Below are 14,525 nucleotides of genomic sequence, written 5' to 3'. Positions count from 1 at the left end.
TCCGATCTGACCCGCCCGGGCGCGCAGCCCTCGGCGCCGGAGCGCGATCAGGTCGAGGCGCTGCTGGCGGGGTAGGGACGCGGTCTGCGCCTCTTCATCGTGGTCAGACCCCTGGCGGCGGACCGGGGGGCGTCGGGAAGGCGAGCGGCGCGACGGCGGCGCCGGGAGAACCGGCCGTGACGGTCTGGTAAAGCTGAAGGCCGAGCGGCGACCAGGTGAGGGCCTCGATCGCCGCGATCATGGCGATCTGAACCCCCAGACCCCAGAACCAGGCGGGGTGGATCCGGCGGGTCTTCGCCAGATCGATGATCATGCCGATGACTGGAAACGCCAGGGTGACGAGCGTGGTCGCCTCCCAGGCCCAGGGGATCAGCAAGGGCATGGGCAAAAGCCGACCGACGGCCGGCCCCAGCAGGATCGCCATGGCGGAATAGTGCAGGCGGCGATGCCAGTCCGTCGACCGACGAAGCCACACCGCAGCGATGGTGAGGCCGACGAAGGTCGCGAGCGACACGGGGTCGAAGACCAGAAACTGCACGGGCCGGAAGAAGAAGGGCACGTCGCCCCGACGCACCATGGCCTCGGTGACCAGCCAGCCCAGGATCAGCATGGGCGCCAGCCAGCCCAGCGGTCGGTGCCAACGCAGTTGGCCCGTGGCGATCAACAGGTTCTGAAGCAGGAAGATGACGACCCAGCCCATGAAGACCACGGCGTGGGCGTGGACCAGCAGCGGGGCCTCGAAGCTGGAACGGCCCATGGCGAGCTGAAGCGAAAAGCCCGCCACGACGACAAGCGCCATGACGACGGCCAGCCCCGGAAAGACGCGGTCGGCCCTGCCCGTCGTGTTCGCACTCACCATGACACACCCCCCGATGTTTCCGGCGAAACTTAACGCCGAAGCCCGACTGCGGCAATCTGGAATATCAGTGATATGTCGAGAATCGACTGGGCCAGGCGCAGGCGTCGCCGCGCCAATGTGACACTGTAACGCCGAAACGGGTTGTCGGCGGTGGAAAGGCGGGGTTAGGTCTGGGGTTCGGGATTTGTGGGGACTTCAGACGATGATGATGCGTGGACGTGGGGTTGGGCTAGTTCTGGCGGCGGTGCTGCTGAGCGGCGTGGCGGGTGGGGCGTTAGCCCAGAACGCGGGGGCCCAGAACGCGGCGCCGGCTGTGGGGCCGATGGTCTATCAGCAGCCGCCGGCGCCGATCGCGGACATCCTGGACGCCAAGCCGACGCCGTCGTCGATGCTGAGCCCGGATCGGCGGACGCTGGTGTTGATGGACCGGTCTAATCTACCCAGCATCAAGGCCCTGGCCGAGCCGATGCTGAGGCTGGCGGGGACGCGGATCAATCCGAGGAACAATGGCGCGGCCGAAAGCCGGGTGGCGTGGCTGACGGGTCTGAGCCTGCAGGCGGTGGATGGCGGGCAACCTCGCGTCGTGGCCCTGCCCGACGGCGCGCGGTTCACGGCGCCGCGGTTCTCGCCGGACGCCAAGTCGCTGGCCTTCGTGCTGGACCGGCCGACGGGGCTGGAGCTGTGGGTGGTGGACGTGGCCTCGGCGCGGGCGCGCAAGCTGACCGATCCGGTGGTCAATATGACGGGCGGGACGGGTTATGAGTGGCTGCCCGACAGTTCGGGCCTTTTGGTCGAGGCGGTCCCGGCGGGGCGCGGTCCGGCGCCGGACGTGACGGCGGCGCCCACGGGGCCGAACATCGAGGAGACGGCCGGGCGGGTCGCGCCGGTGCGGACCTATCAGGACCTGTTGTCGAACCCCGGCGACGAGGCCCTGTTCGACCATTATTTCACCAGCCAGCTGACGCTGGTTCCGCTGAACGGCCGTGCACGGACGATCGGGGCGCCGGCGGTCTATCTGGACGCGTCGGTGTCGCCGGACGGCAAATACATCCTGCATGAGATCGCCAAGCGGCCCTATTCCTATGCGGTGCCGGACGACCTGTTCCCGACCGAGATCGTGGTGACGGATCTGAACGGTCGCGTGGTGCGCACGGTCGCCGACCTGCCGCTGAGGGACGATGTGCCGACCGCCTTCGACGCCGTGGCGCCAGGGCCACGCGCGGTCGGCTGGCGCGCCGATGCGCCGGCGACCCTGACCTGGGTGGAGGCGCTGGACGGCGGCGACATCCGCCGCGAGGCCGAGTTCCGGGATCGGGTCTTCATGCAGGCCGCGCCGTTCACGGCCGAGCCCGTCAAGCTGATCGACCTGAAGGAACGGTATGGCGGCATCGTCTGGGGCCGGGACGACCTGGCGATCGTCAACAGCCGCTGGTTCAACACCCGGCATGAGACGCGGTTCGTGATCGATCCGTCCAATCCGGGCGAGGGCCGGGTGCTGCTGGAGCGGAACTATCAGGCGCGCTACGACAATCCGGGCCAGCCGGTGACCCAGCCGAATGCGCAGGGCCGTTCGGTGATCCGCTTCGATCCGCAGGGGCGCATCCTGATGTCAGGCGCCGGCGCCACGCCGCAGGGCGAGTTCCCCTTCCTGGCCGCCATGGACCCGGCGACGGGACGCAGCGAACGGCTGTGGACCTCGGCCAATACGGATTATGAGGCGGTGGTCGGCTTCCTGGATGCGGACGGCAAGCGGGTGGTGACGCAGCGTGAGACGCGGCTGGATCCGCCCAACCTGCAGATCCGCGACCTGACGACGGGCCAGACGACGCGGCTGACCAACTTCCCCGATCCGGCGCCGCAGTTAGCCGAGGCGACGCGGCAACTGGTGACCTATGAGCGGGCGGACGGGGTCAAGCTGTCGGGGACGCTGTATCTGCCGGCCGGTTACGACAAGGACCGCGACGGGCCGCTGCCGATGCTGATGTGGGCCTATCCGGCCGAGTTCACCGATGCGGCGGTGGCGGGCCAGACGGTGGACGTGCAGAACCGGTTCGTACGGCCCGGCGGGTCCAGCCATCTGTTCCTGCTGACCCAGGGCTATGCGATCTTCGACAACCCCTCCATGCCCATCATCGGCAAGGATGGGGCCGAGCCGAACGACACCTATGTCGAGCAGCTGGTCGCCGACGCAAAGGCCGCGGTCGATGCGGTGGTCGGCATGGGCGTGGCGGATCGCGACCGGATCGCCGTCGGCGGCCACAGCTACGGCGCCTTCATGACGGCGAACCTGCTGGCGCACAGCGATCTGTTCCGCACCGGGATCGCGCGGTCGGGGGCTTATAATCGGACGCTGACGCCGTTCGGCTTCCAGTCCGAGCAGCGCAACTATTGGGAGGCGACCGAGGTCTATACCGAGATGTCGCCCTTCACCTATGCGAACAAGCTGAACGAGCCGATCCTGCTGATCCACGGCGAGGCGGACGACAACTCGGGCACCTTCCCGGTGCAGTCCGAGCGCTTCTATGCGGCGCTGAAGGGGCTGGGCGCGACGGCGCGTTATGTCACCCTGCCATTGGAGGCGCACGGATACCGCGCGCGGGAATCGGTGGGCCACACCCTGTGGGAGATGACCCGCTGGCTGGACCAGTATGTGAAGAACGCCCCGCCGAAGCCGGCGGCGAACTGAGCGATCAGGGCTTGGACGCCGCGGCCTCCGCCGCGGCGTTGACGGCCGCCAGACGGGCGTCCTGCTCCGATTGAGGCGGGACGCCGAAGACGGCGCGCAGGCTGTCGGGGATCAGGGCGCGGTCGTAGGGATCGAGGGTGGCCGGGGCGTCGCGGGTCTTGCGGGTCTGGGTGCCGTAGATCTGCGGCTTTTCGGTCATCTGCAGATAGCGATCCAGCGTCGCGGCGGCGATCCAGGCGCCTTCGGGCGAGCCCTTGGCGACGGCGGCGACGGCCAGGCTATGGGCCAGCAGATAATCCTCGGGCGTGGAGCCGTGCTGGAACACGAAGGCGGCGGCGCGATAGTCCTCGCCGGTGCTAAGCGCGCCGGCGTCCAGCAGGGCGCGGGTCTGGACCCGGCGCGCGGCGTCTTCGGCGAGCATTGCTGTGACGCGGGCACGGTCTTTGAAGAAGTCCGGCGTCAGGTTCTGCCTTACGGCCTGGTCGGCGGCGAAGATGGCCGCCATCTCGGCGTTGTTTTGAGGCGAGGTCTCCTGCGCCAGGGCCGGAACGGCGAAGGCGAGGACGACGGCCGACATCGCGGCGGCGCAGGACAGGCGAGACGGGCGCATGGAAGATCTCCGCTGAAGCTTGAGCGGACATTGGTCTGCGGATTTGCGGCCGAAACCGGGCGGCGGGATTACAGTGTCGTCAGGGTCTGACGATCAGTCGCACGACCTCGCCGGCGTGGAGGCGGTCGAAGCCGGTGTTGATGTCATTCAAAGGGATGACGCCGCTCATCAGGCGATCCACCGGCAGGCGGCTCTGGCGATACAGGGCGACGTAACGGGGGATGTCGCGGCTGGGGACGCAGGTGCCGATGTAGGAGCCCTTCAGCGTGCGCTCTTCGCCGACGAGGGAGACGACATTGACGGCAAGGGCCGCATCGGGCGGCGGCAGGCCGGCAGTGACGGTGGTTCCGCCGCGCCGGGTCATCTTCCACGCCGCCTCCAGCGCCCGGACCGAGCCGGCCATTTCGAAGGCGAAGTCGGCGCCGCCGTTCGTCAGGGCGCGAACCTGATCGACCGCATCGGGGGCGGCCGCGTTGACGGTTTCGACCGCGCCGAGGGTGCGAGCCAGGGCCAGCTTGTCCTCGGAAAGGTCGACGGCGACGACGGGGCTGGCGCCCGAGGCCAGGGCACCGAGCACGCTGGCCAGGCCCACGCCGCCCAGGCCGATGACGACGACGCTCTGGCCCGCCTTGACGCCGGCTGTGTTCACCACGGCCCCGACGCCGGTCAGGACGGCGCAGCCGAACAGGGCCGCCTCTTCGAACGACAGGTCGGGATCGATCTTGACCAGGGAGCGGCGTGAGACGACGGCCCGCTCGGCGAAGGCGGAGCAGCCGAGGTGGTGGTTGACCGGCTCGCCCTCGCGGAAAATCCGGCGGGCGCCGGACAGAAGCTCGCCCCGGCCGTTGGCGGCGGCGCCAGGCTCGCACAGGGCGGGACGGCCGCCGGCGCACGGGTTGCAGTGGCCGCACGACGGCATGAAGACCATGACGACGTGATCGCCGATGGCGAGATCGGTGACGCCATCCCCCAGCGCCTCGACCAAGCCCGCCGCCTCGTGCCCCAGGGCCATGGGCAGGGGGCGGGGGCGGTCGCCGTTGATGACGGAAAGGTCCGAGTGGCACAGGCCCGCCGCCTTGATCGCGACCAGCACCTCGCCGGGGCCGGGCGGGTCCAGCGTGACGGTCTGGACCGACAGGGGGCGGCTATCGGCGTAGGGGCGGGCGGCGCCCATGTCAGACAGGACGGCGGCGCGGGTCGTGAGGATCATGTGGTCAAGCTCATTCTTGCGCTAACGCCGCCGACGCGGTCGGCCGCTTCTTGAGCGCGTTCGTGATCAGACTGTTACCGATAGGCGCTTGACCTAACGTCGTCCAAGCTAGAGCGTCGGGATCGAGAGCGACGGTTCGCGTCGCCGAGGGAGACGACGATGCCGAAACGAGACGAGGGCGCGCTGGCGCAACGGGCGACCTACAAGGCCTTTCACATGGTCTCCACCCGCTGGGCCGACAACGACCAGTACGGCCATATCAACAACGCCAAATTCTACGAGTTCGTTGACTCGGCGGTGAACGCCCACCTGCTGATCGCCAATGCGCTGGACGAGTCCATCGGCCTGGTGGTGGATTCGGGCTGTCGCTACACCTCGTCGCTGAAGTTTCCCGATGTGATCGAGGTCGGCATCAAGGTCGATGCGATCGGCACCTCCAGCGTCACCTACGGCTTTGCGGTCTTCAAGCGCAGCGTGGATGTTCCCGCCGCCATCGGCCATTTCGTCCACGTCTATGTCGACGCCGAAACGCGCCGGCCCAAGCCGTTGCCGGCGCGGCTGAGGAGCGTGGTGGAGAATCTTCGCGCGGGGTAGGGGCTGTCGCCGTTTTCCGCCGTTCAACGTCCAATTCCTAGATTTCGATGTCTTCCGACCCCGCTGATCTTGATGACGCCTTCTATCTGAACGTCTCGGAGGCGGATGTGGCGACGACCGGGGATGATCCCCGCGCCAGCCTGGAACTGGTCGTATCCATGCGCATCGCCTTCGTGGCCCGGGCATGGATCACGCGCGCCAATGCGCTGTTTCGCGGTCGAGGCCATACGGCGGCCCAGCGCGCGCACCTGTATGTTCTGGCGTCCAAGCCCAAGGGGCTGACGCAGGCGGAGTTGGCGGCGATCCTGCGGATATCGGAGGCGTCGCTGTCGCGCCGCATCAAACTGTCGATCGAAGAAGGGCTGGTGTCGCGTCATCCGTTTTGCGGCGACGGACGCGCCAACCTGATCCGGCTGGAGCCCAAGGGGCTGGATGCGCTGAACGCCTCCGATCGCGTCGCACGTGAGGATCGCACCCGACTGCTGGCGGGCGTGACCGATGACGAACTGGCCATCACCGCCAAGGTCCTGAAGCTGCTGACGGATCGCGTCCCGCAGACGCCCGAACGGTCCGACGCCTGACGACATCGGACCGCCCTGAACGTCAGTCGCCCGCCAGGACCCAGGTGCGTTCGTTGGTAGGGTCGAAGACGAACCGGAACTTGCGCATCATGGGCAGGCCGACATTGGGGGTTCCGCCCTCGATGAAGCGAAGCTTGGGGCTGTCGACCACGACGCCGCCGACCTTGACCGGGCCATCGGCCTGGGCCTCGTACACCGGCTGGGTTCCGGCGGCCGAGGTCGCGATGCCGATCTTGCGCGGCTCGCCCTTCAGCTTGATCTGGCTGACCAGAGACAGCGGCAGGAGGAAGGCGCTGTCGTTGCCGGTGTCCAGGGTGGCCTCGACCGAGGCACCCGGCAGATCCAGGGCGACGACCGGCAGCCGTTCGTCGTCGGAATAGGCGTGTCCGGGGCCTTCGGGGCGCTGGGGCGCATCGGGCGCCATGATGCGAAGTTCGCCTTTCGCCAGGTTCATCTCGACCAGTTTTCCGGGGAAGCTGTTGGGGCCGAAGATGCCGACTTCGTCCTCGTCCCTGAACTCGAAGACCGTGGCGGGGCCCTCGGTGATCTCATAGCCGCCCAGGGTCACGCCCTTCAGGCTAGTCGTATAGCCGGGCACCATCAGGCCCGTGCTGCCGTCCCTGGACTGGGACGGTCCCACATTCGGCATGCCGATGTCGTCGGCGTAGGACTTGTAGATCAGATTGCCGTTGGTGCCGGTGTCGAAGACGACGGGCGCAGGATGGCCGCCGTTGATCCGCATCATCAGAAGCGCCCGGCCGTCCGAGACATAGAGCGGGATGCGGGCCACAGCGGCCGCCGGCGCCGACGCGGTCGCCTGAGGGGTCGCTTGAGCGACGGGTGCGGCTTGCGCCGCAGCGAGGCCAGCCGATAGGCTGACCCCGGCCAGGCAGGACGCCGCCATGGCGCGTTTGAACAGGGACCGGATCATGCATTCCTCCATGGACGTCGATAGTCCGATTAGGACTATCGAGTCGGATCGGGTCAAATGAACAATCGGCAAGGAAGCCTGACGGAGCTGGAAGGCGCCATCCTGTCGGAAATCCATCACCGCGGCGCCTCGACCGCCTTCAAGGTGCGCAAGGCGTTCCAGGAGTCGATGTCTCTGGAATGGAGGGGCAGCGCGGGCGCCGTCTATCCGGCCATCCGACGATTGACGAATCGTGGCGTGATCGAAGCGGTCGAGACGAGCTCGCGCCGGGGCACGGTTCTTCTGTCCCTGACGCCGCAGGGAGTCGCGGTGATGGAAGACTGGATCTGCGACGCCGAGCGCGCCGCCAGTGTCGGTCTGGATCCCTTCCGCTTGCGCTCAGGCATGTGGGACCGCCTGCCGCCTGTCCGAAAGGCCGAGGCCATGGCGGCCCTGAGGCGCACGGTGGAGGCGGAAATCGCCGCCTTGCGTCAGTATGTGGTGTCGCTGGACCCGATCGAGCGTCCCCGCATCGAACTGGCGATCAGCCTGCAGCTCAGCCGCCTGGACTGGCTGGACGGGCAACGCGCGTCATAGACCTCGCGCCCGCCCCTAGGCGTCGAGAATGACCTGGCCGTCTTCCTTGACGAAGGGCTTGGCGAGATGGTCGGGCAGCAGGTCCAGCACCGCCTCGGACGGGCGGCACAGCTTCACACCCAGGGGCGAGACGACGATGGGGCGGTTTATCAGGATCGGGTGCGCCGCGATGGCGTCCAGCAGCTTGTCGTCCGACAGGCTTGTGTCGTCCAGGCCGAGGTCGGCGTAGGGCGTGCCCTTTTCACGCAGGATATCGCGCACCGATCCGCCCATCCGTTCGACCAGTTGGGCCACCAGCGCGCGGCTGGGCGGAGTCTTCAGATACTCGATCACATGCGGTTCGATCCCGACGTGGCGGATCAGGGCCAGGGTGTTGCGCGACGTGCCGCAGGCGGGGTTGTGATAGATGACGACGTCCATTGGCCTCAGTCGCAGCAGGGGGCCAGTTCGGCCAGCAAAGGTTGGCAAAGCTCGGCGCGGCCCTGGCAGCAGTCCTTGAGCAGGAACAGCACGACCTCGCCCAGTCGATCCAGATCGGCGCGGTAGATGATCGACCGGCTGCGCCTCTGGGACGCGATCAGTCCGGAGCGCGACAGCACGCCCAGATGCGCCGACATCGTATTGGTCGGAACGGCGAGCCGGTCGGCGATCTCTCCGGCCGGCAGGCCGTCGGGCGCATGGCGGACCAGCAGCCGGAAGGCATCCAGTCGCGTGGATTGCGCCAGGGCAGCGAGCGCCAGAATGGCCGGTTCGGATTCCATTATTCCAAGATACTGGAAATGTAGTGTCGTGCAACATAGAGGGGGCTCTGCGGTCGTCGGTCGGCCGAGATGGAGCCGCCCATGATCGTCGCCTTTCTGATCTTCGCGGTCACCATCACCCTGGTGATCTGGCAGCCGAAGGGCCTGCAGATCGGCTGGAGCGCGATGGGCGGTGCGGCGGCGGCGCTGTTGCTGGGCGTCGTCACCCTGGCCGACATCCCCGTGGTCTGGGACATCGTCTGGAACGCCACGGCGACCTTCGTCGCGATCATCATCATCAGCCTGTTGCTGGACGAGGCGGGATTCTTCGAATGGGCGGCGCGGCATGTCGGGCGATGGGGCGGCGGCCATGGGCGCAGGCTGTTCGTCCTGTTCGTCCTGCTGGGCGCGGCGGTGTCGGCGGTCTTCGCCAACGACGGGGCGGCGCTGATCCTGACGCCCATCGTCATCGCCATGCTGCTGGCGCTCGGCTATGGCCCCAAGGCGACGCTGGCCTTCGTGATGGCGGCGGGCTTCATCGCGGATGCGGCCAGCCTGCCGCTGGTGGTGTCCAACCTAGTCAATATCGTCTCGGCCGACTTCTTCGACATCGGCTTCGACCGCTATGCGGCGGTCATGGCGCCGGTGAACCTTGCGAGCATCGCGGCGACGCTGATGGTGCTGTTTGTCGTCTTCGGGCGCGATATTCCCAAGGCCTATGACGTCGAGCGCCTGGCCGCGCCGTCCAGCGCGATCAAGGACCGCGCGACCTTCCTCTGGGGCTGGATCATCCTGGCGGTTCTGCTGATCGGCTTCTTCGTGCTGGAACCGCGAGGGGTGCCGGTGTCCGCCGTCGCCGCGACGGGGGCGGTCGTCCTGCTGTTCGTGGCGGGGCGCGGCGCGGTCATCAGCACGACGAAGGTGTTGCGCGAGGCGCCGTGGCAGGTCGTGATCTTCTCTTTGGGGATGTATCTGGTCGTCTATGGGCTGGGCAACGCCGGTCTGACGCGCCAGATCGCGGGCCTGCTGGACGGATTCGCACAGGGCGGGGTCTGGGGCGCGGCCTTCGGAACCGGGTTCCTGACCGCCTTCCTGTCGGCCATCGCCAACAATATGCCGACAGTCCTGATCGGCGCCTTGTCGATCGACGCCTCGGGCGCGACCGGCGCGGCGAGGGAGGCGATGATCTACGCCAATGTCATCGGCAGCGACCTGGGGCCGAAGATGACGCCCATCGGCTCCTTGGCCACATTGCTGTGGCTGCACGTCCTGGCGCGAAAGGGCGTGAAGATCGGGTGGGGCTATTATTTCAAGGTGGGCGTGGTGCTCACCCTGCCTGTCCTGGGCGTCGCCCTGGCGGCCCTGGCCTTACGCCTGAGCGTCTAGCGCCTTAGTCGTCCAGACGGCCGATCAGGAACAGGGCGCCGACGGCGGTCAGGGCGCCCAGGATGAAGGCGGTGACGATGGCGCCGGTGGCGACGGCGGTGGAGACGGTGACCGGGCGGGCTTCGTACCACTCGACAATGTCGGCCTCGTGCAGGTCCTCGTCCATATAGCCTTCGGCTTCATAGATGGTGTCGTCTGCGGTCATGGCTTTACGCTCCGTCTGTCTTGTCCGGATCAATACGCCCAAACGGTACAGGTTCCACCCCTGTCGCCCCCGATCGGCGTATCGTGACAGGATGCCGCTCTTCGTTTAGGAGGCGCGGCTCAGGTTCAGAACGCTCAAAGACGATCCCATGGCCGGCCACTCGAAATTCAAGAACATCATGCACCGCAAGGGGCGCGCCGATGCGCAGCGCTCCAAGCTGTTCTCCAAACTGTCGCGCGACATCACCGTGGCGGCCAAGTCGGGCCTGCCGGATCCGGCGGCGAACCCGCGCCTGCGCCTGGCGGTCAACAACGCCAAGGCCGAAAGCCTGCCCAAGGACGTGATCCAGCGCGCCATCAATAAGGCCGCCGGCGGCGACGTCGATACGATGGAAGAGGTCCGCTACGAGGGCCGGGGTCCGGGCGGCGTGGGCATTATCGTCGAAGCTTTGACCGACAACCGCAATCGCGCGGCGTCCAACATCGGCGCGGCCTTCAAGAAGAACGGCGGCGCGCTGAGCGAGATGAACTCGGTCGCCTTCATGTGGGACAAGGTGGGCAAGATCACCTACGCCGCCGAGGCCGGTTCGGAAGACGCCGTGATGGAGGCCGCCATCGAGGCCGGCGCCCAGGACGTCGAGAGCGATCTGGTCAAGCCCGACATCTATGAGGACGCCCCCGGCCACACCATCTGGACCGCCTTCGAGGATCTGAACGACGTCGCCGAGGCCATGTCCAAGGTGCTGGGCGATCCCAAGTCCACCGCCATCGTCTGGAAGCCGCAGTCCGAAGTGCCGGTGACCGGCGAGGCCGTCGGCACCCTGTTCAAGCTGCTGGACGCGCTGGACGCCGAGGACGACGTGTCGGCGGTCTATTCGAACGAGGACATCTCCGACGAGGACGCGGCCAAGTACGCGGGCTGATCCCGAACGACCGCGAGTCGTTCGCACGGAACCGGGTCGTGCGCCTGGCGTAACGAGGCTTCACCGTTACGCCTGGAGCCCCCTATGGATATCACCCAGCTGATCCTCGACGACCATGCCGAACAGCGTCGGCTGTTTGCGATCATCGAACAGATCGACCCCAAGGACACCGATGCGCTGAGCGCCGTCTGGTCGCGGTTGTCGGCGTTCCTGGATGTGCACGCCGAGGCCGAGGAGCGTTTCTTCTATCCCGAGCTGCTGAAGCAGGGCGAGGGCGCCAACGACGCCGAGGACGGCACGGTCGAGGGCGAGACCGAAGACGCCATCGAGGACCACAACAAGCTGCGCGACGCGGTCAAGGCGGTGGAAAAGCACAAGGTCGGCACCAAGGCCTGGTTCGACGCCGTGGGCGAGGCCAACGTCGTCAACTCCAAACACATGGGCGAGGAAGAGCGGCAGGGGCTGACCGACTTCCGCATGAACGCCGACGTCGAGACGCGCCATGAGCTGGCGGTCCAGTTCGCCGCCTTCGAGGCCGAGTACATCACCGGCGTCAAGCCGGTGAACAAGGACCCCGAGACCTATATCGAAAAGCACGGCTGAAGCGGTCGCTGTGACCACGATGTCGCAGCATCGTCCGTCCAAGGAACATCCGCGCTCGCCCCGTCGTTGAGCGCGGATGAATCTGGGTAGTCTGGAAGGCGCCGTCCTGCCGATCCTCGGCGCGGTGATCGCAGGCGGGGTCATCGGCTTCGAGCGCGAATGGCGGGGCCGGGCGGCGGGCCTGAGAACGCACATCCTGGTCAGCCTGGCGTCGGCCCTGCTGATGCTGGCGGCCATGTCGCAGGCCGATTGGGCGTTCCGCGCCCTGCCCGACGAGAACATCGTCACAGACCCGACGCGGATGGCGCACGGCGTGCTGACGGGGATCGGGTTCTTGTGCGCAGGCGTGATCTTCCGCACCGGGTTTTCGATCCACGGGCTGACTACGGCGGCGTCGCTGTGGATCACATCGGCGATCGGCATTCTGTTCGGGGCAGGGCTCTATGCGCTGGGGACGGCGGCGACGGTGGTCACGGCGCTGATCCTGATCGGCTTGAGGCTGATCAATGGGCGTTTGCCCGCGCGCACGGTGGTGGACGCCGAAGTGTGCTGGGAACGGCGCGAGGCGTCGCCGGAGCCGGCGATCGAGGCGGCGCTGAAAGCCATCGATGAGGACGCGCGACACGACCGCTTCGAGCTGATCGATGGACAGACCATCCGACGGACCTGGCGATTGAAGGCCGCCGAGGAAAGCCAGCTGAAGCGGCTGGCGGAACAGCTGTGCGCCATACCGGGCGTGGTCGCTTACAGCCTGGACCCGCGCGACGACTGAAACCGTTCATTGCCCGATAACCCTCTTTGCGGCATGAGGGGAACGGATGGCGAACGAACCTGTTAGAATCATCGGCCTGGACCCCGGTCTGCGACGCACCGGCTGGGGCGTCGTCGTGTCGGATGGCGCGCGCCTGAGGTGGGTGGCGCACGGGGTGGTGGCCCCGCCCGAGACCGCGCCGTTCAGCGAGCGTCTGCTGCATCTTTTCGAGGCGCTGGGGACGATCTGCGCCGATCACGGTTGCGAGGAGGCGGCGGTGGAAGAGGTGTTCGTCAATGTGAACCCGTCCTCGACGCTGAAGCTGGGTCATGCGCGGGCGGCGGTGATGCTGGCGCCGGCCAAGGCGGGTCTGACAGTGGCGGAATATTCGCCGAACCTGATCAAGAAGGCGGTGGTGGGCGCAGGCCATGCGGACAAGAGCCAGATCGCCTTCATGGTCAAACGGCTGCTGCCGACCGCGGGCGACGTGAAGGCGGATGCGGCCGACGCCCTGGCGGTTGCGATCACCCATGCGCAACTCAGGAAGCGGTCCTTGCTGGAAGCGATGCACCGGGGGGCGGCGTGATCGGGCGGTTGAGAGGCGTGTTGGCCGAGGTCGGCGAGGCGGAATGCCTGATCGACTGCGCGGGCGTGGGCTATGTCGTGTCGTGCGGGGCGCGGACGCTGGGGCGGCTGCCGGCGCCGGGCGATGAGGCGACGGTGCATGTCCATTCGCAGTGGAGCGAGGATGCGGGGCCGCGCCTGTATGGATTTCTGACGCGCGACGAGCGGCGGGCCTTCACGACCCTGCTGGCTATTCAGGGCGTGGGGCCCAAGGCGGCGCTGGCGGTGCTGGACGTTCTGCCGCCCGGCGAACTGGCGTCGGCGGTGGCGCGCGAGGACAAGGCGGCGGTGGCGCGGGCCAACGGCGTGGGGCCGAAGCTGGCGCTGCGGATCGTCACCGAGTTGAAAGGCAAGGCCTTGGGCGACGCCAGCTTTGCGCCCGTCGCACCCGGCATGCACGTCGAGATCGCAACGCCCGTTCCCTCGATCACCGGCGAGGCCGTGTCCGCCCTGCTTGGGCTGGGCGTCGCCGAGGTCAATGCGCGCCGGGCCGTGGATCAGGCCTTGATCCGTCTGGGCGAAGAGGCGGAGCTGTCGGCGGTGATCCGCGCGGCGCTGCAGGAGTTGGGGCGATGAGGGGGCGTGATTGGGGAGTGGTGAGCCGTGAGTCGGGCGCGAAGTCTCTCACGGACATGATTCACGCCTCACGATTCACGACTCACGTCTGGATTTCCGTATGACCCGCGTCATCTCTCCCGAGGCCGAGACCGGCGAATCCTTCGACCGCGCGCTGCGGCCGCAGACGTTGTCGGAGTTCGTCGGCCAGTCGCAGGCCAAGGGCAATCTGAAGGTCTTCATCGATGCGGCGCGCGGGCGGGCCGAGGCGCTGGACCATGTGCTGCTGTTCGGACCGCCGGGACTGGGCAAGACGACGCTGGCGCAGATCGTGTCGCGCGAGCTGGGCGTGGGGTTCCGGGCGACCTCCGGGCCGATCCTGGCCAAGGCGGGCGATCTGGCGGCGATCCTGACCAACCTCGAGCCGCGCGACGTCCTGTTCATCGACGAGATCCATCGCTTAAGCCCCCAGGTCGAGGAGATCCTGTATCCGGCCATGGAGGATCATGTGCTGGACCTGATCATCGGCGAGGGGCCGTCGGCGCGCTCGGTGCGGATCGACCTGGCGCCGTTCACGCTGGTGGGGGCGACGACGCGGGCGGGCCTGCTGGCGACGCCGCTCAGGGACCGGTTCGGCATTCCGCTGCGACTGGAGTTCTACACGCCCGACGAACTGACGGCGGTGGTGCGCG

General features: G+C 67.6%; 18 protein-coding genes. 11 read left to right on the top strand and 7 right to left on the bottom strand.

Features of this window, described 5'->3' with window-relative positions; translation table 11 throughout:
• Positions 1–103: 103 nt before the first annotated feature.
• The gene (locus B3T77_RS01475; RefSeq protein WP_292076466.1) at positions 104–859 is read right to left on the bottom strand and encodes a hypothetical protein; all 756 of its coding nucleotides are present in this window, start codon (positions 857–859) and stop codon (positions 104–106) included.
• Between the two features lie 202 nt (positions 860–1,061).
• On the opposite strand from B3T77_RS01475, the gene B3T77_RS01470 reads away from it, so the two are divergent.
• Positions 1,062–3,545, top strand: coding sequence for a S9 family peptidase (locus tag B3T77_RS01470; protein WP_292076463.1), 2,484 nt, complete (start codon positions 1,062–1,064; stop codon positions 3,543–3,545).
• A 4-nt stretch (positions 3,546–3,549) separates the two neighbouring features.
• On the opposite strand, the gene B3T77_RS01465 is transcribed toward B3T77_RS01470, so the two are convergent.
• Entirely contained in the window at positions 3,550–4,155 is a 606-nt protein-coding gene (locus B3T77_RS01465; RefSeq protein WP_292076460.1) for a hypothetical protein, read from the bottom strand.
• A gap of 79 nt (positions 4,156–4,234) precedes the next feature.
• On the bottom strand, positions 4,235–5,365 hold the full coding sequence (locus B3T77_RS01460) for a zinc-dependent alcohol dehydrogenase family protein (protein WP_292076457.1): 1,131 nt from the start codon (positions 5,363–5,365) through the stop codon (positions 4,235–4,237).
• 159 nt (positions 5,366–5,524) lie between these two features.
• On the opposite strand from B3T77_RS01460, the gene B3T77_RS01455 reads away from it, so the two are divergent.
• Both B3T77_RS01455 and B3T77_RS01450 read left to right on the top strand, forming a co-directional pair.
• Positions 5,525–5,959, top strand: a complete 435-nt coding sequence (locus B3T77_RS01455) for an acyl-CoA thioesterase (RefSeq protein ID WP_055806518.1) — start codon at positions 5,525–5,527, stop codon at positions 5,957–5,959.
• Positions 5,960–6,006: 47 nt separating this feature from the next.
• Positions 6,007–6,540: a MarR family winged helix-turn-helix transcriptional regulator gene (locus B3T77_RS01450; RefSeq protein WP_292076451.1), complete on the top strand. Its 534-nt coding sequence runs from the start codon at positions 6,007–6,009 to the stop codon at positions 6,538–6,540.
• Between the two features lie 22 nt (positions 6,541–6,562).
• On the opposite strand, the gene B3T77_RS01445 is transcribed toward B3T77_RS01450, so the two are convergent.
• Positions 6,563–7,471, bottom strand: coding sequence for a retropepsin-like aspartic protease (locus tag B3T77_RS01445; protein WP_292076447.1), 909 nt, complete (start codon positions 7,469–7,471; stop codon positions 6,563–6,565).
• A 57-nt stretch (positions 7,472–7,528) separates the two neighbouring features.
• On the opposite strand from B3T77_RS01445, the gene B3T77_RS01440 reads away from it, so the two are divergent.
• Positions 7,529–8,047 (top strand): PadR family transcriptional regulator, encoded by a 519-nt coding sequence (locus tag B3T77_RS01440; RefSeq protein WP_292076444.1) that lies wholly within the window; start codon positions 7,529–7,531, stop codon positions 8,045–8,047.
• Between the two features lie 15 nt (positions 8,048–8,062).
• Here B3T77_RS01440 and arsC read toward each other — a convergent pair whose 3' ends face one another.
• Positions 8,063–8,467 carry an arsenate reductase (glutaredoxin) gene (gene arsC / locus B3T77_RS01435; protein ID WP_292076442.1) on the bottom strand — a complete coding sequence of 135 codons (405 nt, stop codon included), beginning with the start codon at positions 8,465–8,467 and terminating at the stop codon, positions 8,063–8,065.
• A gap of 5 nt (positions 8,468–8,472) precedes the next feature.
• Positions 8,473–8,808 (bottom strand): ArsR/SmtB family transcription factor, encoded by a 336-nt coding sequence (locus B3T77_RS01430; RefSeq protein ID WP_292076440.1) that lies wholly within the window; start codon positions 8,806–8,808, stop codon positions 8,473–8,475.
• A gap of 81 nt (positions 8,809–8,889) precedes the next feature.
• Here B3T77_RS01430 and B3T77_RS01425 point away from each other — a divergent pair, with 81 nt between their 5' ends.
• Positions 8,890–10,173, top strand: coding sequence for an arsenic transporter (locus B3T77_RS01425; protein WP_292076438.1), 1,284 nt, complete (start codon positions 8,890–8,892; stop codon positions 10,171–10,173).
• A gap of 4 nt (positions 10,174–10,177) precedes the next feature.
• Here the strand turns inward: B3T77_RS01425 and B3T77_RS01420 are convergent, their stop codons facing one another.
• Positions 10,178–10,378, bottom strand: a complete 201-nt coding sequence (locus tag B3T77_RS01420) for a hypothetical protein (protein ID WP_292076436.1) — start codon at positions 10,376–10,378, stop codon at positions 10,178–10,180.
• Between the two features lie 148 nt (positions 10,379–10,526).
• Between B3T77_RS01420 and B3T77_RS01415 the strand changes: the two genes are divergently transcribed.
• From B3T77_RS01415 to ruvB, 6 genes are all read left to right on the top strand, one after another.
• The gene (locus B3T77_RS01415; RefSeq protein WP_055753937.1) at positions 10,527–11,300 is read left to right on the top strand and encodes a YebC/PmpR family DNA-binding transcriptional regulator; all 774 of its coding nucleotides are present in this window, start codon (positions 10,527–10,529) and stop codon (positions 11,298–11,300) included.
• Positions 11,301–11,384: 84 nt separating this feature from the next.
• Positions 11,385–11,903: a hemerythrin domain-containing protein gene (locus tag B3T77_RS01410; RefSeq protein WP_292076432.1), complete on the top strand. Its 519-nt coding sequence runs from the start codon at positions 11,385–11,387 to the stop codon at positions 11,901–11,903.
• Between the two features lie 76 nt (positions 11,904–11,979).
• Complete coding sequence (locus B3T77_RS01405) at positions 11,980–12,675, top strand: MgtC/SapB family protein (protein WP_292076429.1); 696 nt, start codon at positions 11,980–11,982, stop codon at positions 12,673–12,675.
• 46 nt (positions 12,676–12,721) lie between these two features.
• On the top strand, positions 12,722–13,240 hold the full coding sequence (ruvC, locus tag B3T77_RS01400; protein ID WP_055753940.1) for a crossover junction endodeoxyribonuclease RuvC: 519 nt from the start codon (positions 12,722–12,724) through the stop codon (positions 13,238–13,240).
• Positions 13,237–13,854 (top strand): Holliday junction branch migration protein RuvA, encoded by a 618-nt coding sequence (gene ruvA, locus B3T77_RS01395; protein WP_055806492.1) that lies wholly within the window; start codon positions 13,237–13,239, stop codon positions 13,852–13,854. The genes ruvC and ruvA overlap by 4 nt, the downstream gene beginning before the upstream one ends.
• Positions 13,855–13,954: 100 nt before the next feature.
• Positions 13,955–14,525: Holliday junction branch migration DNA helicase RuvB (ruvB, locus tag B3T77_RS01390; protein WP_292076421.1), on the top strand; the 571-nt coding region annotated here is incomplete at its 3' end.

The sequence above is a fragment of the Brevundimonas sp. UBA7838 genome (assembly GCF_002500885.1).
GTDB lineage: Bacteria > Pseudomonadota > Alphaproteobacteria > Caulobacterales > Caulobacteraceae > Brevundimonas > Brevundimonas vesicularis_C.
This window is presented reverse-complemented; position numbering and strand designations above follow the sequence as displayed.